The sequence below is a fragment of the Cobetia sp. D5 genome (assembly GCF_035666195.1).
Classification (GTDB): domain Bacteria; phylum Pseudomonadota; class Gammaproteobacteria; order Pseudomonadales; family Halomonadaceae; genus Cobetia; species Cobetia amphilecti.
Genome location: NZ_CP142020.1, coordinates 3,368,747 through 3,392,824 on the forward strand (window position 1 = coordinate 3,368,747; position 24,078 = coordinate 3,392,824).

Genomic DNA, 24,078 nt, shown 5'->3' on the forward strand with positions numbered 1-24,078 from the left:
TTTCTGCCTGAACATCTCAAACCACAAATTTAACCACGCTATTGGCCCTTGGCCGTGGCGCGGCAGGCCAGCGGCGCGATATGCTGGACGCTCGCCCCTACACCTTACGTGACGGAGATCTACGGAAAGCATCATGGATACCGAGCAAAGAAAGCCCCGCGAAATTCGCAAGTCACACAAGCTGGACAACGTCTGCTATGACATTCGCGGGCCGGTTCTCGAACACGCCAAGCGTCTCGAGGACGAGGGCCATCGCATTCTCAAGCTCAATATCGGCAACCCGGCGCCCTTCGGCTTCGAGGCACCGGAAGAGATTCTGCAGGACGTGATGCGCAACCTGCCGACAGCGCAGGGCTATTGTGATTCCAAGGGGCTTTACTCTGCGCGCAAGGCGATCATGCAGGAGTGCCAGCGCAAGGATATCCAGGGTGTCGGGATCGAGGACATCTACATCGGCAACGGCGTCTCGGAATTGATCGTGCTGGCCATGCAGGCATTGCTCGATGATGGCGACGAGCTTTTGGTACCGGCGCCGGATTACCCGCTATGGACTGCTGCCGCCAACCTGGCCGGTGGTCGCGCCGTGCACTATCTGTGTGACGAAGCGCAGGACTGGGCGCCCTCCATCGAGGACATCCGCGCCAAGGTGACCAGCCACACAAAGGGCATCGTGCTGATCAATCCGAACAACCCGACCGGCGCGGTCTATCCGCCCGCGGTGGTGAAGGACATCCTGCAGGTCGCGCGCGAATTCGGTCTGGTGGTGTTCTCTGACGAGATCTACGACAAGATCCTCTACGACGGTACCGAGCACGTCTCCACCGGCGCGCTGGCCGATGACCTGCTGGTCGTGACCATGAACGGTCTGTCCAAGAGCTACCGCTGCGCGGGCTTCCGCTCCGGCTGGATGATTCTCTCCGGCGACAAGCGCCCGGCGGCCGACTTCATCTCCGGCCTCGACATGCTGGCTAGCATGCGCCTGTGCGCCAATGTGCCGGCGCAGCACGCCATCCAGACGGCGCTCGGCGGCTATCAGTCGATCAATGATCTGGTACTGCCGGGCGGACGCCTGCTGGCCCAGCGTGACGCGGCCTGGAAGAAGCTCAACGAGATTCCCGGCGTCAGCTGCGTGAAGCCCAAGGGCGCGCTCTACATGTTCCCGCGGCTCGACCCCGAGATGTATCCCTTCGAGGACGATCAGCAGATGGTGCTGGAGCTGTTGCTGGAAGAGAAGATGCTGCTGGTGCAGGGCACCGCCTTCAACTGGCCGAATCCGGACCACCTGCGCATCGTCACCCTGCCCTACGCCGACCAGCTGGAAGAAGCCATCGAACGCCTCGGCCGCTTCCTGGCGCGACGTCGCAAGGCCTGACATCGGCCCAGCCCCCGTGATCAAGGGGCTACGCAGATCGCCTCCAGTGGTGATACCTTGCTGTCCTTGCAGACCGTCCTTGCAGACTGTCGACGCAAATTCTGCCCGCGCTGCCGCCAGTGATTCATCTCACTGTCAGTATCGCGGGCAGATAATTGCGCCCTACCGATATATTGGCATTGGAGACCTGACCCCATGATGCGGATAGCCCTTTTCCTGATCACCAACCTGGCGGTGGTGCTGCTGGCCAGTGTCACGCTGCGCCTGCTGGGCTTCGATGGCTACATGGAAGCCAACGGCATCAACTACACGGCGCTGCTGATCTTCTGCTTCATCATCGGCATGGCCGGTTCCGTGATCTCGCTGTTCCTGTCCAAGACGATGGCCAAGTCCTCGACCGGCACCGTGATCATCGAACAGCCGCAGAACGACACCGAACGCTGGCTGCTGGACACCGTCGGAGAACTGGCGCGCGACGCTGGCATCAAGATGCCGGAAGTCGGCATCTTCCCGGCGCAGCAATCCAATGCCTTCGCCACCGGCTGGAACCGCAATGATGCGCTGGTCGCCGTCTCGGCCGGCCTGCTCAATCGCATGCGCCCCGAGGAAGTGCGCGCCGTGCTGGCGCACGAGATCGGCCACGTCGCCAACGGCGACATGGTGACGCTGACGCTGATCCAGGGCGTGGTGAACACCTTCGTGATGTTCTTCGCGCGTATCGCCGCACATGCCATCGACGCCTTCCTCAAGCGCGATGACGAGAACGGCGGCCTGGGCTTCTTCGGCTACATGGCGGTCGTGTTCGTGCTGGAAATGGTGCTGGGCCTGGTGGCCTCGATGATCGTCGCCTGGTTCTCGCGCTGGCGCGAATACCGTGCCGATGCCGCAGGCGCAGGCCTGGCGGGCAGCGGCTCGATGATCAACGCCCTGGCTCGCCTCAAGCAGGAACATGAGCTGCCGGACCAGATGCCCGACACCATGACCGCCTTCGCCATCACCACCGGCAAGAGCCGCAAGCTGATGGAACAACTGTTCGCCAGCCACCCGCCGCTGGATGACCGTATCGCCGCGCTCAAGGCCGCTGCCTACAAGTAAGCTCCGCCAATCCTGCACGGCCTGATTGGCCCCTGCAGACAGCAAAAAGCCCGCCACGTGATCCACGTGGCGGGCTTTTCTGTCAGTGGGCGCCGCTCGACATGCCGCCCCTCACGCCAACGCTTCCCACCCCGACAGCCCCAGCAGATTCACGGCAGCGTCGAGGCCGATCTGTTGCATCTCGCCCACGTTCAGCGAGTCACCCCGCAGGGCGCCCTCGATCCACAGGCCATCGACCAGCCCATTGAGCGCGATGGTCAGATGCTGCAGCCGGGTCTCGTCTTCCTGACGCCCTTCCGCCACCAGAACGTCCTCCACCAGATGACGGAACAGCTCGGTCGTTTCGCGATAGGCCTCGCGGCGAATCTCGGCCATGCGAGGGTCGCCATAGGTGAGCGGCAGAAAGTTGGCCCACAGCAACAATGTCTGCGGCGTCACGATCGGCGGTGACAGATTGGCCTCAAGAAAGGCCTTCAACCTCGCATGCGGTGCCAGCTCTCGCCCTTCTATCGTGTCGGAGGCATCGGACAGCAGGCGCTCAAGAAAGCGGCGATAGGCCGCATAGAGCATGTTGTCCTTGCCTTCGAAATAGAAGCGGATCAACCCATTCGAGACACCGGCATATTCGGCGACACGCCGCACTGTCGTGCGCGAGATTCCCTCGCTGGCAATGCAGGTCAGGGTCGCTTCGATCAGGTCATCCTCTCGGGCATTGTTGTCTCGACGACTGGCCATGGAACGTGAATTACCCCTCGCGCAGAATCGGATTGGTCAGGCAGGTGGGGCCACCTTCGCACGCCATGCACAGGGCGTCACCTTCAAAAGTGCGCACACGTATGCCGGCGGCTTCCATCATGGCACGCGTGCCGGGGAAGCCATCGATCATCACGCAATCGTTCGGCGCCAACGGCATGACATTCAGGCTCAGGCCCAGCGACTGATGGAACTCCTCTTCCGGGGCAATCACGAAGCGGATACCGCGCGCTTTCATCAAGGTCCAGAGTGCGGCAGGGATCAACTTGGGATGTACCAGATAGGTGTCATCCGCCAGCGGCGAGATAACCGACATCAGATGCAGGCAGGCCGCCTCGCCCTCCCAGACGGGCAGGTCGAAGCCCAGCACCTCGATCCCGTGCGGATTGAGCAGCGCGTTGAGCTGACGCACGCCCTCCCGATTGGAGCGGAAGCCCATGCCGACGACAAGGGTGTTCTCATCCAGCCACAGGGTGTCGCCCCCCTCGATGGCCGCCTCACCTTCCAGGTGACCGATGACCGGAATGCCGGCCTGCTCATAGACCTGACCATGCCGGTTCGGTTCGTCCTTGCGCAGCGGCTTGCCCATCTGGAACAGCACGGCGCCAGCACGCGTCACCACCGAAGCATCGCGGGTGAACATGGCATCTGACAGCCCGTCATTGGTGTCCTCGAGCCAGACGATCTCGGCACCGCTCTCCTCCACCATCTCGACCAGGGCCTGGTACTGACTGATGGCTTTCTCGGCATTGAAGTAGTGGTTGTAATGCCAGACCGCCGGATCGGCATTGCGCAGGCTGTCGCCAGGACGACGCATCAGGACACGCGTCATTCGAGCGGCCATTGAGTGGCAACCGAACCGGGAGGAGGCGGGGGTATTCGACATGGAGGAAACCTCATTTTGATGGTCTGTCAGTCGCAATTGACTCGAATGTTATACAGATGCATAATTTTTATACAGATGCATAGTCTTATACAGGCACATGACTTTATGCAACTGCATAGTCTTATACAGGCACATGACTTTATGCAACTGCATAGTCAGTACCCGAGTGCATAACAACAAGATCAATCAGAGGACTCGCGCGTGCCTCACTCCCCTGCCACCCCGTTGACCGACAAGAATGACGATGCCGTCATCGACATTCGCGGACTCTGGAAATCCTTTGCTGGACGCGAAGTCCTCAAGGGCATCGACCTCACCGCCCAGCGTGGTGACGTGATCTCACTGATCGGCAGCAGCGGCTCGGGCAAGTCCACCCTGCTGCGCTGCATCAACCTGCTCGAGACACCCAGCGACGGGTCCTTGCGCCTGCTGGGCGAGGACGTGGCGCTGCGGCGGCGCGGCCAGCGACTCGAACCCGTCAATCGCCGACAGCTGCGTCTGCTGCGAGCTCGCCTGGCGATGGTCTTCCAGAACTTCAATCTCTGGCCTCACATGAGCCTCGAAGCGAACCTCATGGAAGCGCCGATGCAGGTGCTCGGTCAGTCCCGCGCAGAAGCTCGGGAGCATGCTCACCAGCTGCTGGAGCGCGTCGGGCTGTACTCCCACCGCCAGGCCAACCCGAGAACGCTTTCCGGCGGCCAGCAGCAACGTGGCGCCATCGCCAGAGCCCTGGCCATGTCGCCGGAGGTGCTGCTCTTCGATGAACCGACCTCGGCACTGGACCCCGAACTTGTCGGCGAGGTGCTCGAGGTGATGCGCGACCTGGCTGCCGAAGGGCGCACCATGGTCATCGTCACCCATGAGATGAAGTTCGCCGCTGACGTCGCGAACAAGGTCATCTTCCTCGACCAGGGCAACATCGAGGCCCAGGGCACCCCCGACCAGATATTCCGCTCCCCCTCTTCCGAGCGCCTCAAGCAGTTCATCGGCTCGATTACCTGAACCAGGAGAAGACCAACAATGAAAACCCTGTCCGCTATCGCATCTCTCGGGGCCATCGCCCTGTCTCTGAGCACCGTAGCCCAGGCCGACGTCGTACGTGTCGGCTTCGCCAGTGAGCCCTACCCGCCGTTCGCCACCCTGCAGTCGGATGGCAGCGTGACCGGCTGGGAAGTCGATATCGCCAATGCCGTCTGTGCCGCGGCAGAGCTTGAGTGCGAGATTGTCACCTCCTCCTGGGATGGCCTGATTCCGGCGCTGACCACGCGCAAGATCGATGCGATCGCCGCTTCACTCTCCATCACCGAGCAGCGCCGCAAGGTCATCGACTTCTCGGACAAGTACTACCAGACCAGCGCTGCCGTCATGGGTGCCAAGGGCGACGAGATCACGCCGACGCCAGAAGGACTGGCCGGCAAGACACTGGGCGTGCAGTCGGCCTCCATTCATCAGACCTATGCCAAGCGCCACTTCCCCGACACTCGAGTGCGTGAATACCAGACCCAGGATGAGGCCAACCAGGACCTGTTCGCCGGACGCATCGATGCCACCCTAGCCGACATCCTCGTGCTGGATGACTATCTCGCGAGCGACGATGGCGAACTGTGCTGTGACATGAAGGGCAATGTCGCGCACGACGAGAGCATCCTGGGGTCCGGCGTCGGATTCGGCGTGCGCAAGGGCGACAGCGAGCTGCTGGAGCGCCTGAATGCCGGTATCGCCGAGATTCGTGCCAGCGGGCGTTATGACGAGATCAGCAAGCAGTACTTCGACTTCGACATCTACGGAGATTGAAGCCGCCCTCGTCTCGACTTCGCCATACCGCATGAGGAAATTGCATGGCTGACTATCGCAACATGAGCATCGGCGAGCTGCTGTCGCTGACGCCGCCGGGCTGGGGAGGCGCTCTGCTGGATGGTCTGGTGCTATCGCTGCAGGTAGCGGCGAGCGGCTATCTGATTGGCCTGGTGATCGGCATGGCGGGCGCTGCGGGCAAGATCTCGGGTGGCCCCGTCACCCGGGATCTGCTCACCGGCTATACGACGGTGATACGCGCGGTTCCCGAGCTGGTACTGATCCTGCTGGTGTATTTCGCGGCGCCGGATGCCCTGAACCATCTGGCGAGCGCCGTCGGCCTCGGCCCCCTCGAGATCAGCCCCTTCGTCGCCGGGGTGGCCGTCATCGCTCTGGTGCAGGGCGCCTATGCCACCGAAGTCATCCGCGGTGCCATCAATGCCATCCCCAAGGGAATGCATGAGGCCGCACTGGCGCATGGCATGGCGCCCTTCACCATCCTGCGCCGCATCACGCTGCCATTGTTGCTGCCAGGCGCCCTGCCGGGCCTCTCCAATCTATGGCTGATCGCGACCAAGGACACGGCTTTGCTGGCGGTCGTGGGCTTCACGGAGCTGACACTGGCCTCGCGTCAGGCGGCCGGCTCCACCCGTCATTACCTGCTGTTTCTCGGCGCCGCGGGGGTGCTTTATCTGATCGTATCGCTTGCCTCCAACCTGCTGTTCAAGACACTGGAACGTCGCATGGACAAGGGGGCCCACCATGGCTGAGCCCAGACTTCCGCCCCATCGCCTCATCCTGATCGCGATTGTCGTCGCCATCCTGGTGGCGATCGGCACCCAGATGCACTGGGAGTGGGTCGCCCAGTACCGCGGTGAGATCGTCAAAGGCGTACTACTGACGCTCTTGTTGCTGGTCTCCACCAGTGTGGCGGGCTTCCTGCTGGCCATCCCGCTGGGGCTGGCACAGGCACGTGGGCCGCGTCCGCTGGCGTGGCTGGCGCGAGGGTTCTGCAATCTGATTCGCGGTACCCCATTGCTGCTGCAGCTGTGGATTCTCTACTACGGACTGGGGTCTCTGTTTCCGTATATTCTCGGCTTGCGTGGCAGCTGGTTATGGCCGGTGCTGGCAGATCCGTGGATCTACGCCTTCTGTGCCTTGACCCTGTCGTTCGCGGGTTATGAAGGCGAGATCATGCGCGGCGCCTTTGCCGGCGTACCGCGCGGCGAACTTGAAGCGGCTCGCTCGCTGGGCATGTCTCCCTTCAGCATTCTCCGGCGCATCTGGCTGCCCAGAGCCGTACAACGGGTATTGCCCACGCTGAATGGCGAGTTGATCATCCAGCTCAAGGCGACGCCACTGGTCGCGACCATTTCCGCCATCGATACCTATGCCGTCTTCGGGCGTATCCGCCAGGAAACCTATATCGTCTACGAGCCGCTGCTGCTGATGGCCTTGATCTATCTCGTCATCGCGGGACTGATCACCCTCGGCTTTCGCACACTCGAGAAACGCCACGCTTCATGAGGCCTGACATGCAACGTACCCTCGATATCCTCACTCGCCTCATCGCCTTCGATACCACGTCGGACCGCTCCAATCTGGCGTTGATCCACTTCGTGCGTGACCTGCTGGCCGAGCACGGTATCCAGGCGACCGTGCTGGCGAATGCCGAAGGCGACAAGGCCTCACTGCTGGCGACGATAGGGCCGCCTGTCGCCGGGGGCGTGGTGCTTTCCGGTCACACCGACACCGTGCCCGTCACGGGGCAGACCTGGTCGCAGGACCCGTACCAGGCCACGCTCAAGGAGGGGCGCCTGTACGGTCGCGGCTCGGTGGACATGAAGGGCTTCATCGGCCTTTGCCTGGCGATGGTGCCGCAGTTTCTCGCATCGCCTCTCAAGCGGCCGATCCATCTCGCCTTCTCCTATGACGAAGAAAGCACCTGCATGGGCTGCCTGCCGCTGATCGACCACATGCGCGAGACACTGCCCGAGGTCGCCGCCGTCATCATCGGCGAGCCGACGCAAGGCCGCGTGGTGTCAGCGCACAAGGGCGTGCACTCCTGGCGCACGGAGGTGACGGGCGTCCCGGCCCATTCGAGCCGGCCAGACCTTGGCGTCTCGGCCACCTTCTACGCCGCGCGCATCATCTCGGAACTCGAACGCACGGCAAACGAGCTGCGCACTAATGCCATCCGGGGAGAGCTGTTCGAGCCGCCCTATTCCACCCTGCACGTCAGCGCCATGCAGGGCGGCAATGCCCCCAATATCATCGCCAAGGACGCTCGTCTGCATTGGGAGCTGCGCAATCTGCCCAGTGATCCGCCTGACGCGGTGCGTGCACGCTTCGATGACTTCACCGCGCAACTGGCGCGCGAGATGCAGCAGCATTCAGCCGACTGCCGCATCCAGACACTGGAGGACTATGCCTCGGTGCCGGCACTCACCCCGGAACCCGACGGCAAGGCTGAGGCGCTGGCCTTCGCCCTGACGGGACAGAGTGAGCGCTGTGGCGTCGGCTTCTGCTCGGAAGCGGGCTGGTTCCAGGATCGCGGCTTCTCCACCGTCGTGTGTGGGCCGGGCTCCATCGCACAGGCCCACAAGGCAGACGAATACATCGAGATGGCGGAACTTGAGCGATACCGTGACTTCCTCGCGCGCCTCATGCAGCACCAGTGCGCGGATTGAGCGCTGAGAACAACGGTTTCGCCCTGACCTTGAGCCGTAAAAAAGCCCGCCACGTGATCCACGTGGCGGGCTTTTTTATCTATCCCTCAGGATCGAGTCAGCGTGACTCCGAGGTCTCGTGGGGCGTATCCAGCACCAGTGACTCGGCCAGCGGCGTCGGCTCCACGCCTTCAGTCCCCTCGCCTTCTTCAAGGCGCTCCAGTTTGAAGCCGACCATGGCGTAGGCCACTGCCAGCGCCAGGTTGATCAGGTTGAACAGTGCAAAGGGCAGGTAGCTCAAGGTCGCGACGCCCAGGGTGGCCGCCATGTAGGCACCGCAGCTGTTCCAGGGAATCAGCGGCGAGGTGATGGTGCCGGAGTCTTCCAGCGCGCGTGACAGGTTGACCGGCGCCAGGCGGCGGCGACGGAACTCGGCGCGATACATGCGCCCCGGCAGGATGACCGAGATGTACTGATCCCCGGTCACCACGTTGGAGGCCAGGCAGGTGCCCAGCGTGGTGATGACCAGCGAACCGGCATTGCGTGTCGCGCCCAGAAGGCTCTGTACCAGACGCTCCAGCAGACCGAGGCGTTCGATCACGCCGCCGAAGGTCATCGCCGACAGGATCAGCCACACGGTGTTGAGCATGCTGCTCATGCCGCCCTTGGAGAGCAGCGAGTCGATCACCTCATCACCGCTGTGGGAGACATAGCCATCGAACATCGACATCCACACGCCCTTGAGCAGCGCCATGGCGGTGGACATGTCCGTGACGCTTGCCAGCCCCACCACCGCCTGCGGCTGGAAGATGACCGCGAAGACGGCGCCCAGCGCCGCGCCGATGAAGATGGCCGGGAAGGCGGGCATCTGACGCACGGCCATCACCAGCAGCACCAGGAGCGGAATCAGCAGGTGCAGGCCGATGTTGAACTGCTCGCCCAGCTGGGCACGCAGATTGGCGACCTGCTCCGGCGTCTGCAGGCTGGAGACGGAGTCATGGCCGAGCCACAGAAAGCCTGCCAGCGCGAGCAGGATGCTGGGCACGGTCGTCCACAGCATGTGACGAATATGCGCGAACAGCGTGGTGCCGGCCGCTGCCGGCGCCAGATTGGTGGTATCGGACAGCGGCGAGAGCTTGTCACCGAAGTAGGCTCCGGAAATCACCGCGCCGGCGGTGATCGCCTCGGACAGCCCCAGGCCATCGGCGATACCGATCAGGCCGATGCCGATGGTACCGGCGACCGTCCACGAGCTGCCCACCGACAGCGCCACCAGCGCGCACAGCAGACAGGCGGAGGCATAGAAGTACTGCGGCGCGATCACGTCCAGACCGTAATAGATCATCGCCGGCACGGTGCCGCCGAGAATCCAGGTGCCGATCATCGCGCCGACCGCCAGCAGGATCAGGATCGCACCCAGCGAGATCTGGATGCCCTTGTTGATCCCCTCTTCGATATCGCTCCAGCGATAGCCGTTCTTGAGACCGATCAGGCCCGCGATCATCGCGCCGGACAGCAGCGCGACCTGATTGGGCCCCCAGGAGGCATCGGCACCGAACAGCACCACCGCCAGCACCAGCATGGCGATGACCAGCACGATGGGAATCAGGGCATCCAGCAGAGAAGGCGGACGATAGCCGCTGTCCTCAGCAGAGTTATCAGGGTGTTGTTGCATTCAAGACACCATCTTCAAGAAATGAGGACGCCGACACGCCGCGTGGTGACGGGCATGGCAGAAGACACGGAGAATGGGGAGCAACGCCGCGGCGTCAGGCGGGGCATGCCGTCAAGGCCAGCCCCGGCGCGTGTCGCCAAGCGATCTGGGGCGCATTATATCGACCAAGGTCGAAGACCGAAACGGTCAGGGATTCAGGCATGCGGCAAGGTCCTCATCCATCAAGCGACCTCCACAACGCGAACGCCCCCGCCAGCAGAGCTGACAGGGGCGTTCCAGGGCGGCTTGCGAATCACGCCGTGATCATTTGCTGACCAGCTTGACGCGAGAGAAACCGAAGCCCTCGAGTACCTCACGCAGTTCGCGGGCATTCTTCTTGAGCTCGACACGCAGCGTGGAGAACTCGCGACGCAGCGGATATTCCCGTCGATAACGCACGAAGCCCTCGGCATTGCCGAAACGACGCTGATAGCGACGCAGGCCCAGCGCATCGCGACGCACGTCATAGCAGGCGCGTACGCAGAGCCCCAGCGCCTCTTCCGGCGGCGCCCAGCCCGTCAGCACCAGCTTGCGCAGCCACGGGTCCGGCTTGAGCTGACCCAGCTTGCGGCGCGCCGGCAGCCCGAAGTGACGACAGGCCTGCTGATAGATGATCTCGGTGCCCTGCATCTTGCCATCCAGGCTATGCCCGGCGATGTGCGGCGTGGCGATGTCCACCAGTGCGGCCAGCTCGGCATCGATATCCGGCTCGTTTTCCCACACATCCAGCACGGTCAGCAGGTCAGCCTGCTCCTTGAGGCGCTGCTTGAGCGCCGCGGTATCGACACAGCCACCGCGGCCGGCACTCAGCAACACGCTGCCGGGCTTCATGGCGCGGATGCGCTCGGCATTGATCAGATGATGGGTCGGATGCTCGCCACCGGTGACCATCGGGGTGTGCACACAGATGACATCACACTCGGCGACCAGCTCATCGAGGTCCACGAAGCGGGACTTCTCGGGGCGCTCATCGCTCTGGCCCTCAAGCGCGGCGCGCGGCGGGTCACAGACCAGCACCTCGGCACCCAGCGACTCGAGACGCTTGACCAGTCGTGACCCGACCTGACCGGCCCCGACCACGCCGAAGCGGCGGTCCAGCTGCAGATCCAGCCCTTCCTGCTCGGCCAGATGCCACAGCGACGACAGCACGTAATCCACCACCGAGTCGGCATTGCAGCCCGGCGCGTTGGTGAAGTGGATATCGTTGGCCGCGAGCCATTCGAGATCGGCATGGTCGGTGCCGATGATCGGCGAGCCGACGAAGCGCACCCGCGTTCCTTCCAACAGCGCCTGATCCACGCGCAAGGTAGAGCGACAGATCAGCATGTCGACGTCCTTGAGGACGGCATTGGTGATCTCGCGAGTCGGCATGCAGGTCACCTCTCCCAGTTCGGAGAAGAATTCCTCTGCCAGAGGGACGTTATCGTCCACGATGATGTGCATCTGTTGCCTTTCCTTGCTGTGGCAATGAGTGTCGCTGCGGGTTCACGGGCCAGCATGAGCGCCTTAGTGACTTCACACCTTGCCGCAAGGCACGTGAAGATTACAATGGTATGCTTGCTTGCCCGCCGCCGTGCCATCTTAGGCGCACGCAACGGGCGTCACAAGCTCATGATTGAGTCCAGCCACCATCGTTTCGCCTCGGGAGTCACGCGTGATCATCCGCTGGGAAAGCCACCACGATTACGTTCTGGTCCATGTGCATCAGGACATGTTCGGCGACTGGATCGTCAGCCGCTCATGGGGCCAGATCGGCACCCAGTTCGGCGGATTGAAGCACGATCTCGCCGAAAGCCACGAACAGGCCATGACCTGGGTCAGCGACCTCGCCCACATCCAGGCCTCACGCGGCTATACCAAGGTGCTGGAGGCCACGGCCGATAGCCCGGAAGCCGAAGACGCCATGCGCCAGATGTCGCTGCTGGAGAGTTAGTGCGCAGCACGGTGCCGGACACGAAAAGACCGCCGCTACCCTGAGGTAGCGGCGGTCTTTTTGCACCAGCTTATAGCGACACGTCTGCGCCGCTCAGCGCAGAAAGCGACGCCCGTTGCGCAGGGTGGACCCCTGCGGCTCAGTGGCTGAGTCGTGCTCGGCCGGGGGCGTGATTTCGACACCCTGCTCGAGGCGCTGCTCGACGCCCTGCGCGCGCAACCACTCCGGCAACACCTCTTCGCCATCGGCCAGCGAATACTCCGCACCCGATGCGCTCGCCAGTACAGGGATGCGCGTCGCGTAACGCTCGCTCAGCTGCGCATCGAAGGCGATCTCGACCCGCGTGAGCGTGACATCCGCCCCCAGCGCCTGCAGCGTGGCTTCCAGCCGAGCGCACAGATGACAGCCCGCCGTGGTGTAGAGCCACAGCGGGACGCTGGCCATCGCTCAGCCCTTCACATCGCTGGCGCGACGGATGCGGAAGACGTGGTGGATATCCGGACGACGCTTGAAGTCCGGGTCCAGCAGCTTGCGCGACAGGTCTTCCACCACATGGTGCTGGCTGACGCTGTCATCCATCACGAAGCGACGATGGTTGTTGGAGAAGATCAGCGTGCCGCCCGGCGCCAGACTGGCCATCGCCAGGTCGATCAGGCGCGCGTGATCACGCTGGATATCCAGGGTGCCTTCCATCTTCTTGGAATTGGAGAAGGTCGGCGGATCGAGGAAGATCAGGTCGAACTCCTCGCGGGAGCGCTCCAGCCACTTCAGGCAGTCGGCACGCACCAGCTGATGGCGTTTCTCGCTGATGCCGTTGAGCTTGAAGTTCTCGCGCCCCCAGTCCAGATAGGTATTGGACATGTCGACGCTGACGCTCTCGCTGGCACCGCCCAGCACCGCATGCACGGTGGCCGTCGCGGTATAGCAGAACAGATTGAGCACCCGCTTGCCGTCCGCTTCCTTGCCCAGCAGCTTGCGCACCGGACGGTGATCCAGGAACAGGCCAGTATCCAGGTAGTCCTTGAGATTCACCCACAGCCGGGCATCGCCTTCCTGCACCTCGATACGCTGACCGGAGCTGTCCTGACGCGTGTACTGCGCCTTGCCCGCCTGACGCGTGCGTTGCTTGATATGGATATCGTTGGGCGAGCAGCCCAGTACCTGCGGAATCGCCGCCAATGCATCCATCAGGCGGCGCTGCGCCTGACTGGCATCCACGGACTTGGGCGGCGTGTATTCCTGCACGTGCACGTGACGGCCATAGATATCGATGGCCAGCGCGTACTCCGGCATATCGGCATCGTAGAGGCGATAACAGGTGGTACCGCTCTGCTTGAGCCAGCGTGCCAATGACTTCTGGTTCTTCTTGAGGCGATTGGCGAACATCTGGCCGCCCTCGCTCAGCGCGGGCTGACTGCGGGCATCTTCGGCCACGCTGTCTTCGTCGACCGCACGCTCACGCGCCGCCACGTCGATCATCAACAGCTTGCAGTCGAGCTGACCGTTGCGGAAGGCGTACTGGCGATGCGCACGCAGGCCGAGGCGATGGCCGAGATCCGGATTGCCGGTGAACATGCCCAGCGTCCAGCCGCCGAAGTGGCGCTTCATGCGCTCACCCAGGCTTGCGTAGAGCGGCACCAGTGCCGGCAGCTCGCCCAGACGCTCACCATAGGGCGGGTTGGTCATCACCAGGCCAGTGGTGGCGCCCTCGGGACAGGTCAGCTCGGCGACGGAGGCGCCTTCCAGCTCGATCAGCGCCGGAATGCCGGCACGCATGGCGTTGGAGCGCGCGGCAGAAATCGCCTGCGGGCTGTGATCGCGACCGAACAGACGTGCAGTGACCTTGCGGCGCCCGGCAATGGCACGCTGCTCCATCTCTTCCCACAGGCCCTTCCAGATGCGCTCGTCATGGCGCCCCCAGTGACGGCAGGCGAACTCCTGGTTCAGCGACTGCGGCGCGATATCCGCCGCCATCAAGGCCGCTTCGATCAGCAGCGTGCCGGAGCCGCACATCGGGTCGACCAGGCTCTCGCCACGCGCCGCACGCGCCGGCCAGTCGGCCCGCATCAGCAGGGCCGCCGCCAGGTTCTCCTTCAGCGGCGCATGCGCGAGATCAGGACGGTAGCCACGCTGGTGCAGACTGCGCCCCACGAGGTCGATGCCCAGGGTGATGTAGCCATTGTGCAGGTGCGCGTAGATGCGCAGATCTGCATTCTTGCCATCGACGGTCGGCTTGTTGCGGCCTTCCTCGAACATCGCCTCGACGATGCCGTCCTTGACGGTCTGGGCACCGAAGAAGGTGTGGCGAATGTCTTTCCATGTTCCGTGGAAATCGACGGCGATGGACGCACGATCCGGCAATTCCATCGCCCAATCGACACCCGCACTCGCCTTGCGCAGTTGCTCGCCGGTGTCGACGCCACCCACGCGAGTGAGCAGACGAATGATGCGGTTGGCCAGTCGCGACCACAGGATGGTGCGGTAGGCGGTTTCCTGGCTACCGTTGAAGTGTACGCCAGCGACGGTCGTGCCAGTCACCTCGGCACCCAGAGCCGTCAGCTCATCGGCCAGCAGCGTTTCGATGCCACGCGGGCAGGTCGCAAACCAGGTAGAGAGCGAGTTGCTGGGCGCGCGGGGTGTAGTCGCAGAGGTCGTATCAGTCATGAATCTCTCACCGGCAGGTGCCGGACTTATTCCTGTGAGTTGGCTTCTGGCACTAGCGATATTCCTATACGGCTGTCGACAAGCCAGAGGCAGTGTTCTAAAAACTATAGGTGTAGCTGCAATTCGGAAAGGTGACACGCCATGCGAAATAGAGGATCAAGGGACACGAGCCTCATTCGGGCAGCCTACCTGTGCCGCTCAGGAGATCGGACTTCCGGCACGGCAAGGCAGTCGCTCTTTCACCATCACGCTCGAGCATATACAGGCAAGACCTTCCATCATCTCACACTCGTGACCTTTTCCGACAAGAATGGCCAACGACGCGAGGTGATGATGCACGAGGCCGGCAGTGCCCGACAGGGCATCGGCCAACTCTCTCACTCGGCATGTCCAATGGCAGGGACAACCGCGGCCAGACAAGGTCTCGCCGGGTACGTCTCTCCATCACTGGCACACAGTGCCGATGGGTTCTCACTTAGAGGTCATCCATGAAGAGACAGAAACGTGATCGCTTTCAGCGTGCCTATGTTCACGGCTACAAGGCTGGTGTCACCGGCCGTTCCCGTGATGATTGTCCCAGTATCGATGTCAATCTACGTGAATTCTGGATGAGCGGCTGGCGTGAAGGCCGCGGGGACCAGTGGTCGGGAATGACCGGCGTCTCCGGCATCCACAAGAACCCCATGGTGCTCAGCTGAGCACCGCATGACGCCAAGGTTCATCATCCGCGACCAGGAGGTCATCCCATTTCAGGAAAGCGGCACGTCACGGAATGACACTGGCAATACGGCGCCTGGCGCCTTTCACCCCGCCGACGCAGCCTGATGCGCTGCCCAAGCGGATTCTCCGGCATCACGCCACCGGCTCCTGACATGTTACAGGGTCGGCTGGCACGTACAGAGAGGACTCGAGGTGTTCACGGTGAGTCGGTTTAGCGACATCACCCGGAAAATCCCACGGAAGTCGCCCAGCGACACGTCAAATCACCAGGGAGGTAACGCCTTATTTCTATCTTGATGACGCGCGGCACTGACAGGCAAGAGACGCAGTAGGCAATGGGGCCGACTCGCTTCACTTCCTGAAAGGCCGAGATGTTGGCGCTCGTGTCGTTTCAATCGTGGTATGGCTCCAGAAGAGGAGGCGCAGCAGGCGACGGCCTGCGAGGACGACGGTCCAGCGCGGAGCACGACACGGGCAAACGTTCACCTTGACTGCATCAGCAGGTTCTTTCCAGGCCTGCTTCAACCATCCACGCACCCGATGAGCTCAAGGGGCCAACCCCCAACCGCCGTTTCTGACGGCAAAAGCGCTTCGCATCGTGCACGCTGGCTGGACATGGCAGCCAACACGACAACGGCAGATCACGCATCACTTCCCTGCCGTTGTCATATCATCATTCACGCCGGTACCGAGGCCGCCTTCTGATGTCAGAAGGCGGCTTTTCTGTGTCTGCCCTTCCCCACTCGCCCCTCTCTTGAAGCGCCGTGAGTGGGAGATACCAGCATCACGCTGCGACGGAGCCCAGGCCGGATCACACCTTGATCAGGGTATCGGCCTTCTCCAGTGCACGCGCGCACTCACCGATCAATGCCGGGCCGCGGTAGATCAGCCCGGAATACAGCTGCACCAGATCCGCCCCCGCGGCGATCTTCTCACGCGCACTCTCGCCATCGGTGATACCGCCCACACCGATGATCGGCATGTTCGGCAGCGCTTCACGCAGGCCACGAATCACCCGCGTCGACGATTCACGCACCGGGGCGCCGGAAAGTCCGCCCGCCTCCTGCGCATGCGGGCTACCCGCGACCGCCGTACGCTCGATGGTGGTGTTGGTGGCGATGACGCCATCGATGCCGTTGTCCGCCAACGCGCGCGCCACGAACAGGATTTCCTCGTTGTCCATGTCGGGCGCGATCTTGATTACCAGCGGCACCTTCCTGCCGCGCTCGGCATCGAGCTGATCGCAACGCTGGCGAAGCCCGGCCAGCAGCTGGCTGAGATGATCACCGAACTGCAGATTGCGCAGCCCCGGGGTATTGGGCGACGAGATATTGGCGGTGATGTAGTCGGCATGCGCATGCACGGCATCGAGGCAGACCAGATAGTCGCTCAATGCATCATCCACCGCCGTGGTCAGGTTCTTGCCGATGTTGATCCCCAGCACGACACCAAAGGCAGCACGCGCCTGACTGGCCTTGACCTTCGCGACCAGATGCTCGACTCCGGCATTGTTGAAGCCCATGCGGTTGATGATCGCCTGATGCTCCGGCAGCCGGAACAGACGCGGCTTGGGATTGCCGTCCTGCCCTTTCGGCGTCACCGTGCCGACCTCCACGAAGCCGAAGCCCAGAGCGGCAAGCGCATCGAGGTGATCGGCATTCTTGTCGAGACCTGCCGCCAGGCCAACGCGATTGGGGAATTCGAGCCCCATTAGCGAGACCGGATCACGCGGCGCTTCACCGCCCAGACCGCGCGCCATGCCGAGGCGATGTGCCATGTCCAGCGCACTCAGCGTCACACCATGAGCTGTTTCCGGGTCGAGCTTGAAGAGAAGCGAGCGAGCAAACGAGTACATGATGATCTCCAGACAGCGGGCGGCAGGGTCGTGACGACAGCATAGCTGGGCGCGAAGTATACCCGAAGCCCGCGGGGACAGACACTGCGCGCCGGAACGCTCGCGCTGCTGTCGATAGCATTGCTCACACTCAGGGCAACAAAAAAGGGCGACCCGCTGGGCCGCCCTTGTGTCGCCCCCGACGGGGTCGGGGTCATGCCCTGCAGATCATTTCACGTCGAGTTGCTGCACGCGCACGGTGTAGTTGTTGACACCCTGCATGGAAGAGCCGAACTTCTGACCGCTGACCCAGACGGTGTAACGCCCCGGCTCAAGCACGGTCTTGAGGTGGAAGTCGCCCTGGAAGCCTTCGCCCTTGTCGCTGGCGACGGTATTGCCACTCTCGTCCAGCAGGCGCATCTGCAGCTTGTAGGTACCTTCGCTGCCCGGGAAGGTCTCGCTGTCGATGGTCACGGTGCCGCGGTCCGCGACATCGAAGGTCATGACCTCGCCCTTCTCGAGAATGCGCACATCGGTGACGATCTCGTCGAAACGACGATCCGGCTCCGCTTCGGCCTCGGTTTCCGTCACGGCTGCACTGCCCGTGGCAGCAGCGGTCGTGGCAGCAGCGGCAGACGTCTCGGCTGCAGCAGTCGCGGCTGCCGAAGTAGTAGCGACGGCGCCTGTGGCGGAAGCGCCTTCAGCTGCCGCATTGCCTGTCTCGGCAGCCTTCTTCTCACGGGCGGCCTGTTCGGCGGCGGCAACGGTGGCCGGCTTGATGGTCGCGACTTCATCGTTGGCATCGACGAAGGCGGTACGACGGCCATCGCCATCGGTGTCGAGGAAGACCAGGCCGTTGCCGGTCTCGATGCCGCTTTCCTCGGCAGACAGCTTCTCGCCACTCTCGCTCAGGCCTGCGACGTTGATTTCATAGGTGTTGCCGCCCGACTTGCCAGCCCCCAGCTTGTCGGCGCGCACACGCAGCTTGTAGACGCCCGGCTCAAGCTCGGTATTCATGTTCAAGCCATCAGAGGCCCTGTCACCTTCTGCAGTGGCCACGACCTCACCCTGCTCACTCTCGAGCGTGGCTTTCATGGTGTAGGGGTCGGTCACATCGAAACTGGCGACGCCATCGATTTCGTAGCGTCCGGCTTCCTTGATGGTGAACTGGTGCACGCTGGTGCCGCCGAACAGGAAGTTCTGGCTGTGGGCATCACTGCGCGGCTTGAGGAACTTGGAGATGTCCAGCTTGCCTGCCGCTTCTTCTGCACGCTGCTGAGCGGGGCTGCCATCGGCCAGCACGGCCTGGGATGCCAGAGTGGACAGGCCGAGCGCGAGGGCGCAGGCGAGGGGTAATGCACGATGTGACATGGTGTCTCTGCCTTGTTGTACTGATGCTTTGAAAACAGAAGCCTCCAGCGAGCGCCGCAGCGACTCCGAGACTTGAAATGAGGGTCTGAAAATCAAGGACTGAAAACAGGGTCTGCAGAAAAGGATGCAACCATCAGGGCCTGTATCAGTCTCTGCACTGGTCGCCATTCAGCATACCAGACAGCTGACGACAGTTACCTTACCGCAGGCTTCAGCTATCACTTTTTTATTCATTCCCGACATGAAAAAGCCCTCACCAATGGTGAGGGCTTCTATCAGCGAGTCATCAGATGCTCGCCACTTGCGTCAGCCTCTTGCTGCCTCCGAGGCCGAAAGCATCAGGCTTCGCGCTTGGACTCGGCCAGATCGACCAGCTCGCGCAGGGCGACCGCGAACAGCGGGAAGCTCAGCTGAGCACCGCCCTTCATCTCGCCGAGCAGTGAGCACCAGCGGCTGACCAGACTCTCGTGGCTGGCCATCCAGCTGTCGACACGCTCATCGATCTCGCGCGGTGCATTGTCCTGCTTGAGCACGCTGACGGTCAGTGCCAGCTGCTGACGATCGAGATCATCGCGGAAGCTTTCACGTGCCTGCGCCTGCCAGCTGTCCTGCACCTCAAGGCCGTTGATCTTGTCACCGACCCACGGCAGCTCCAGACGATGGCCGATGCCGTAGAAGGCTTCTGCCACGCGATTTATCTTCTCGCCGGTCGCCTTGGCCGCCTCGATGATGCCAAGCCCTGCATAGAGGCTTGAGGTCGCGGCGATGGTGCTGGCCAGGGCCTCCGGCACGCCTGCCTCGACATAGCTGTCGCGACGCGCTTCCCAGTTCTCGCGGGCTTCGCCCTTGAGACGCTCACCGATGCTTTCGGAGAGCTGGGCCAGACGCGGGGCGAAGTGGCCGATGCATTCCTTGACGCCCATGGAGCTGCGCTGACGCAGGAACCAGCGAGTGGCACGACGCATCAGGCGCATCAGGTCACCCATCATGCGGTACTGCAGTTCTGCCGGCACCTGGTGATCGAGAGCCTCGATCTGGGTCCACAGCGCTTCCAGATTGAAGCTGTCACGCGCCACGATGTAGGCACGCGCGATTTCCGCCTTGTCGGCACCAGTGGTGTCTTCCAGGCGACGCACGAAGGCAATGCCCATGTGGTCGACCAGGTCATTGGCGATCTGGGTCGCGGCGATTTCACGCTTCAGACGGTGCTGGTACATCTCTTCCGGGAAGCGCTCCATCAGCACGCGCGGGAAGGCGCGCTCGAGGTGCTGCTGCACGTAGCTGTCGTCCGGCACGTCAGAGGCGATCAAGCTGGTCTTGAGATCGCTCTTGGCGTAGGAGACCAGCACGGACAGTTCCGGCAGGGTCAGGGCTTCACCGGCGTTGGAACGCTCGATCAGCGCTTCATCGGACGGCAGGAACTCGAGTTCACGGTCCAGGGTGCCGGCCGCTTCCAGCTCATTGATGAAGCGACGGAAGACGCCCATACCTTCCCTGGACTGCTGCTCGGAGAGCGACAGTGCCTGGGTCTGGCGATAGTTGTCCTTGATCACCAGCTCGCCGACTTCGTCGGTCATCTCGGCGAGCTGCTGGTTGCGCTGCTTGTCGGTCAGATCACCACGGGCGACGATGTCGTCCAGCAGGATCTTGATGTTGACCTCGTGATCCGAGCAGTTCACGCCACCGGCATTGTCGATGAAGTCGGTGTTGACGCGCACGCCCTGCTGGGCCGCGGCTTCCATGCGGCCACGCTGGGTCAGACCCAGGTTGCCGCCTTCGCCCACCACCTTGCAGCGCAGCTCACGGCCGTCGATACGCAGGCCATCGTTGGCCTTGTCGCCGACATCGGCGTGGGACTCGCTGGACGCCTTGACGTAGGTTCCGATACCGCCGTTCCAGATCAGGTCGACCTGCGCCTTGAGCATCGCGTTGATCAGCTCGTTGGGCGCCAGATGGTCGGCACTGATGTCGAAGACTTCCTTCATCTGCGGGCTGATGGCGATGGTCTTGGCATCACGCGAGAACAGACCGCCGCCTTCGCTGATCAGGCTCTTGTCGTAGTCGTCCCAGCTGGAACGCGGCAGACGGAACAGACGCTCGCGCTCGGCGAAGCTCTTCGCGGTGTCCGGGTTCGGATCGACGAAGATGTTGCGGTGGTTGAAGGCACCGACCAGGCGGATCTTCTCGGACAGCAGCATGCCGTTGCCGAAGACGTCACCGGCCATGTCACCGATACCGACCACGCTGAACTCGTCTTCCTGGATGTTGATGCCCATCTCGCGGAAGTGACGCTGCACGCTGACCCAGGCGCCCTTGGCGGTGATGCCCATGCCTTTGTGGTCGTAACCGTTGGCGCCACCGGAGGCGAAGGCATCGCCCAGCCAGAAGCCGTACTCGTTGGAGATGGCGTTGGCGATGTCGGAGAAGGTCGCGGTGCCCTTGTCGGCCGCGACGACCATGTAGGGGTCGTCTTCGTCGTAACGCACGACGGCCGTCGGGGCCACCACGTCACCGCCGGACAGGTTGTCGGTGATGTCGAGCAGTGCGCGGATGAAGATCTGGTAGCAGGCGATACCTTCCTTCTGGATCACGTCGCGGTCGGTGGTTTCCGGCATGCGCTTGCAGACGAAACCGCCCTTGGCGCCGACCGGCACGATGACCGCATTCTTGACCTGCTGCGCCTTGACCAGACCCAGCACCTCGGTGCGGAAATCTTCATGACGGTCGGACCAGCGCAGACCACCACGTGCGACCTTGCCGCCACGCAGGTGAACACCTTCGACGCGCGGCGAGTAGACGAAGATCTCGAACATCGGGCGCGGCTTCGGCACGTCAGGAATGCTGCGCGTGTCGAGCTTGAAGCTGATGTAGTCCTTGGCCTGACCATCTTCTGCCGGCTGGAAGAAGTTGGTACGCAGCGTCGCCATCATCAGGTCGACGTAGCGACGCAGCAGCCGGTCGTCGTTCAGGCTGGAGACCTGGTCGAGCAGACCATTGATGCGCTCGCGGCAGGCGTTGACGTCATCCTCGCCACCCTGACCCTGCGGGTCGAAGCGCAGATTGAACAGCTGCACCAGCTCGCGGGTGATATCCGGATGGCTGCCCAGCGCATTGGCGATGTAGGCCTGGGAGAGACCGAAGCGGATCTGCTTCAGGTAGCGCGCGTAGGCACGCAGCATCGCCACTTCACGCCAGTCCAGGCCAGAGCCGATGATCAGGCGGTTGAAGGCATCGGATTCGGCTTCGCCGGACCAGATCTTCTTGAAGGCTTCGATGAAGCTCTCGCGCACTTCGGAGAGCTCGACCGCGCCTTTGCCGTGATGCTCGAGATCGAAATCGTGCACCCAGCAGGAGGAATCGGTGCGGGTGATCTCGTAGGGACGCTCACCGATGACACGCAGGCCGAGGTTTTCCAGCACCGGCAGCACGTCGGAAAGCGGAATCGGCTGATGCTTGTGGAACAGCTTCAGGTTGACGCCGGAGTTGTCGTCCTCGACCAGACGATAGGTGCTCAGGCCGACGGCCTGGCCTTCGTCCAGCGCGCGTAGATGGCCCACGTCATAGACGGCGGTGCGCGGCGAGAAGTCGTCACGGTAGCTGCCCGGGAAGGCATCACGGTAGCGAGTCATCAGCTCGTTGGCCTGCTCTTCACCGAAGCCTTCGACCATGGCGGCGTGCAGCTCGTCACGCCAGCTGCGGGCCAGCTGAGCGATCTTGTTCTCCAGCGCGCGCATGTCGTACTGGCCCGGCTCATCGCCCTTGAAGCGCAGGATGAACTGGATACGTGTCAGCACGGACTCGGACAGATACGGCGTGAAGTCACCGAAGGTGGCGTTCAGCTCTTCACACAGCAGATTCTGGATGCGCACACGCAGGTCGGTGGAATAGACGTCGCGCGGCACGAACACCAGTACCGAGAAGAACTTGCCGAAGCGGTCTTCACGCACGATCAGACGCACGCGACGACGCTCGCGGATGTTGAGGATGCTGGTGGCGGTACGGGTCAGCTCGTCCGTGGAGATCTGGAAGAGGTCATCGCGCGGATAGACTTCCAGAATCTGCAGCAGGTGCTTGCCGTTGTGGCCCTTCGGGTTGACGCCGGCGGCTTCCATGACGTCCTGCACCTTGCGACGCAGAATCGGCACGTTGCGCGGGCTCTGGTTGTACACCGTGGAGGTGTAGAGCCCCAGGAAGCGGCGCTCGCCGATCACGCGGCCTTCTTCATCGAAGCGCTCGACGGTGATGTAATCCGGGTAGGCCGGACGGTGCACGCGGGCGTGGAAGGCGCTCTTGGCGAAGGACAGCAGCTCCGGAATCAGCACGTACTGATCGCTGTTGACGCTCTGCTGGTGACGGGACTGCTCGTGATAGCGCTCGAGGTCCAGCTTGAGCACCCCCAGCTCGGAACCTTCGACCTTGTTCAGCACGCGGGTGCCGTCTTCCTGCTCATCGACGGTGTACTCGTCATAGCCCAGGAAGGTGAAGTGGTCGTTGCCCATCCACTGCATGAAGTCGCAGGCTTCCTGATGGTCAGCCTCGGAGACGGTCGGCGGACGGTTGTCACGCAGCTCCTGCAGCGCCTGGGCGCCCTGGCTGCGCATGGCGTCGAAGTCAGCGACGGCAACGCGCACTTCGGCCAGCACTTCACGCAGGCTGGTCTCGAGGTCTTCCAGCGTCTCGGCGTCGTTGTGACGATCGACCTCGATGTAGATCAGCGACTCGCGGTGCTGCGGGGCGTTCTCGGCACGCGGTGCGGTCACGCGCTCCAGCTGACCGGCATCATCACGTGCAACGGCCAGCACGGCGTTGTGGATGGCGTGAACGGTGATGCCACGACGGTTGAGCTCGATACGCACGGAATCGACCAGGAACGGCATGTCCGGGTGCAGCACTTCGATGATGGTGTGCGTCGACTGCCAACCATGCTTCTCGAAGTCCGGGTTGTAGGCACGCACCTTGGGAGCCTCGAGGCTCTGCAGGAAGTGCCATACGGCCAGGGTGGAACCGTAGAGGTCATCCAGCTTGCGCTCGGCCATGTCCTCGAAGGAGGCCGTTGCGTGATAGTCGCGCGCAAACGCCGCGATCACGTCCACCTTGTCCTTGGGAAGTCGCTTGTCCAGCTGCTCTTCGAGCTGCGCAAGAAATTCCTGCTTGCCGTCCGTCGCCACGTGTAGCATCAATCACCTCGACTGACCTGATGGATGTATCAGGGAAAATAGTCATAGAGAGTCTGCGCCGGCCAAAAAGGCGTTGCAGCACAGACTCATGCAGTG

At 62.7% G+C, this 24,078-nt stretch carries 18 protein-coding genes; 9 read left to right on the forward strand and 9 right to left on the reverse strand.

All coding sequences use genetic code 11. The features are described 5' to 3' along the window. The first annotated feature begins 133 nt into the window (after nt 1-133). Nucleotides 134-1,372, forward strand: a complete 1,239-nt coding sequence (locus U0O11_RS14100) for a pyridoxal phosphate-dependent aminotransferase (protein ID WP_225347204.1) — start codon at nt 134-136, stop codon at nt 1,370-1,372. A 195-nt stretch (nt 1,373-1,567) separates the two neighbouring features. Further along, nucleotides 1,568-2,467 (forward strand): protease HtpX, encoded by a 900-nt coding sequence (gene htpX / locus U0O11_RS14105; protein WP_107336103.1) that lies wholly within the window; start codon nt 1,568-1,570, stop codon nt 2,465-2,467. 111 nt (nt 2,468-2,578) lie between these two features. Here the strand turns inward: htpX and U0O11_RS14110 are convergent, their stop codons facing one another. Further along, complete coding sequence (locus U0O11_RS14110) at nt 2,579-3,202, reverse strand: TetR/AcrR family transcriptional regulator (RefSeq protein ID WP_043334296.1); 624 nt, start codon at nt 3,200-3,202, stop codon at nt 2,579-2,581. Nucleotides 3,203-3,212: 10 nt separating this feature from the next. Beyond that, the gene (locus U0O11_RS14115) at nt 3,213-4,106 is read right to left on the reverse strand and encodes a dimethylarginine dimethylaminohydrolase family protein (RefSeq protein ID WP_279836776.1); all 894 of its coding nucleotides are present in this window, start codon (nt 4,104-4,106) and stop codon (nt 3,213-3,215) included. A gap of 201 nt (nt 4,107-4,307) precedes the next feature. Between U0O11_RS14115 and U0O11_RS14120 the strand changes: the two genes are divergently transcribed. Genes U0O11_RS14120 through argE form a run of 5 tightly spaced genes read left to right on the forward strand, consistent with a single transcriptional unit; the run spans nt 4,308 to nt 8,590 of the window. Further along, nucleotides 4,308-5,108, forward strand: a complete 801-nt coding sequence (locus tag U0O11_RS14120) for an ATP-binding cassette domain-containing protein (RefSeq protein ID WP_279836777.1) — start codon at nt 4,308-4,310, stop codon at nt 5,106-5,108. 18 nt (nt 5,109-5,126) lie between these two features. Continuing rightward, nucleotides 5,127-5,900: a transporter substrate-binding domain-containing protein gene (locus U0O11_RS14125; RefSeq protein WP_248380800.1), complete on the forward strand. Its 774-nt coding sequence runs from the start codon at nt 5,127-5,129 to the stop codon at nt 5,898-5,900. A 44-nt stretch (nt 5,901-5,944) separates the two neighbouring features. Next, the gene (locus U0O11_RS14130) at nt 5,945-6,670 is read left to right on the forward strand and encodes an ABC transporter permease (RefSeq protein ID WP_043334300.1); all 726 of its coding nucleotides are present in this window, start codon (nt 5,945-5,947) and stop codon (nt 6,668-6,670) included. Next, nucleotides 6,663-7,427 (forward strand): ABC transporter permease, encoded by a 765-nt coding sequence (locus tag U0O11_RS14135; protein WP_279836778.1) that lies wholly within the window; start codon nt 6,663-6,665, stop codon nt 7,425-7,427. Before U0O11_RS14130 ends, U0O11_RS14135 begins: the two co-directional genes overlap by 8 nt. Before the next feature lie 8 nt (nt 7,428-7,435). Continuing rightward, nucleotides 7,436-8,590, forward strand: coding sequence for an acetylornithine deacetylase (gene argE / locus U0O11_RS14140; protein ID WP_279836779.1), 1,155 nt, complete (start codon nt 7,436-7,438; stop codon nt 8,588-8,590). A 97-nt stretch (nt 8,591-8,687) separates the two neighbouring features. Here argE and nhaC read toward each other — a convergent pair whose 3' ends face one another. After that, the gene (gene nhaC / locus U0O11_RS14145) at nt 8,688-10,244 is read right to left on the reverse strand and encodes a Na+/H+ antiporter NhaC (protein WP_279836780.1); all 1,557 of its coding nucleotides are present in this window, start codon (nt 10,242-10,244) and stop codon (nt 8,688-8,690) included. Between the two features lie 303 nt (nt 10,245-10,547). Continuing rightward, nucleotides 10,548-11,726 carry a 4-phosphoerythronate dehydrogenase PdxB gene (gene pdxB, locus U0O11_RS14150; protein WP_043334303.1) on the reverse strand — a complete coding sequence of 393 codons (1,179 nt, stop codon included), beginning with the start codon at nt 11,724-11,726 and terminating at the stop codon, nt 10,548-10,550. A gap of 211 nt (nt 11,727-11,937) precedes the next feature. Between pdxB and U0O11_RS14155 the strand changes: the two genes are divergently transcribed. Beyond that, nucleotides 11,938-12,216, forward strand: a complete 279-nt coding sequence (locus tag U0O11_RS14155) for a WGR domain-containing protein (protein ID WP_043334304.1) — start codon at nt 11,938-11,940, stop codon at nt 12,214-12,216. Between the two features lie 93 nt (nt 12,217-12,309). Here U0O11_RS14155 and U0O11_RS14160 read toward each other — a convergent pair whose 3' ends face one another. Beyond that, nucleotides 12,310-12,660, reverse strand: a complete 351-nt coding sequence (locus tag U0O11_RS14160; protein ID WP_279836781.1) for a glutaredoxin family protein — start codon at nt 12,658-12,660, stop codon at nt 12,310-12,312. A gap of 3 nt (nt 12,661-12,663) precedes the next feature. Further along, a complete protein-coding gene (rlmKL, locus tag U0O11_RS14165; protein WP_279836782.1) occupies nt 12,664-14,880 on the reverse strand; it encodes a bifunctional 23S rRNA (guanine(2069)-N(7))-methyltransferase RlmK/23S rRNA (guanine(2445)-N(2))-methyltransferase RlmL in 2,217 nt (738 codons plus the stop codon). A gap of 488 nt (nt 14,881-15,368) precedes the next feature. On the opposite strand from rlmKL, the gene rmf reads away from it, so the two are divergent. Then, nucleotides 15,369-15,578, forward strand: coding sequence for a ribosome modulation factor (gene rmf, locus U0O11_RS14170; protein ID WP_043334308.1), 210 nt, complete (start codon nt 15,369-15,371; stop codon nt 15,576-15,578). 833 nt (nt 15,579-16,411) lie between these two features. Here rmf and U0O11_RS14175 read toward each other — a convergent pair. The 3 genes from U0O11_RS14175 to U0O11_RS14185 all read right to left on the reverse strand — a co-directional run bounded on the left by U0O11_RS14175 (nt 16,412) and on the right by U0O11_RS14185 (nt 23,982). Beyond that, nucleotides 16,412-17,455 carry a quinone-dependent dihydroorotate dehydrogenase gene (locus tag U0O11_RS14175; RefSeq protein ID WP_279836783.1) on the reverse strand — a complete coding sequence of 348 codons (1,044 nt, stop codon included), beginning with the start codon at nt 17,453-17,455 and terminating at the stop codon, nt 16,412-16,414. 207 nt (nt 17,456-17,662) lie between these two features. Continuing rightward, nucleotides 17,663-18,805 (reverse strand): hypothetical protein, encoded by a 1,143-nt coding sequence (locus U0O11_RS14180; protein WP_279836784.1) that lies wholly within the window; start codon nt 18,803-18,805, stop codon nt 17,663-17,665. A 338-nt stretch (nt 18,806-19,143) separates the two neighbouring features. Next, on the reverse strand, nt 19,144-23,982 hold the full coding sequence (locus U0O11_RS14185) for an NAD-glutamate dehydrogenase (protein WP_279836786.1): 4,839 nt from the start codon (nt 23,980-23,982) through the stop codon (nt 19,144-19,146). Nucleotides 23,983-24,078 lie beyond the last annotated feature (96 nt).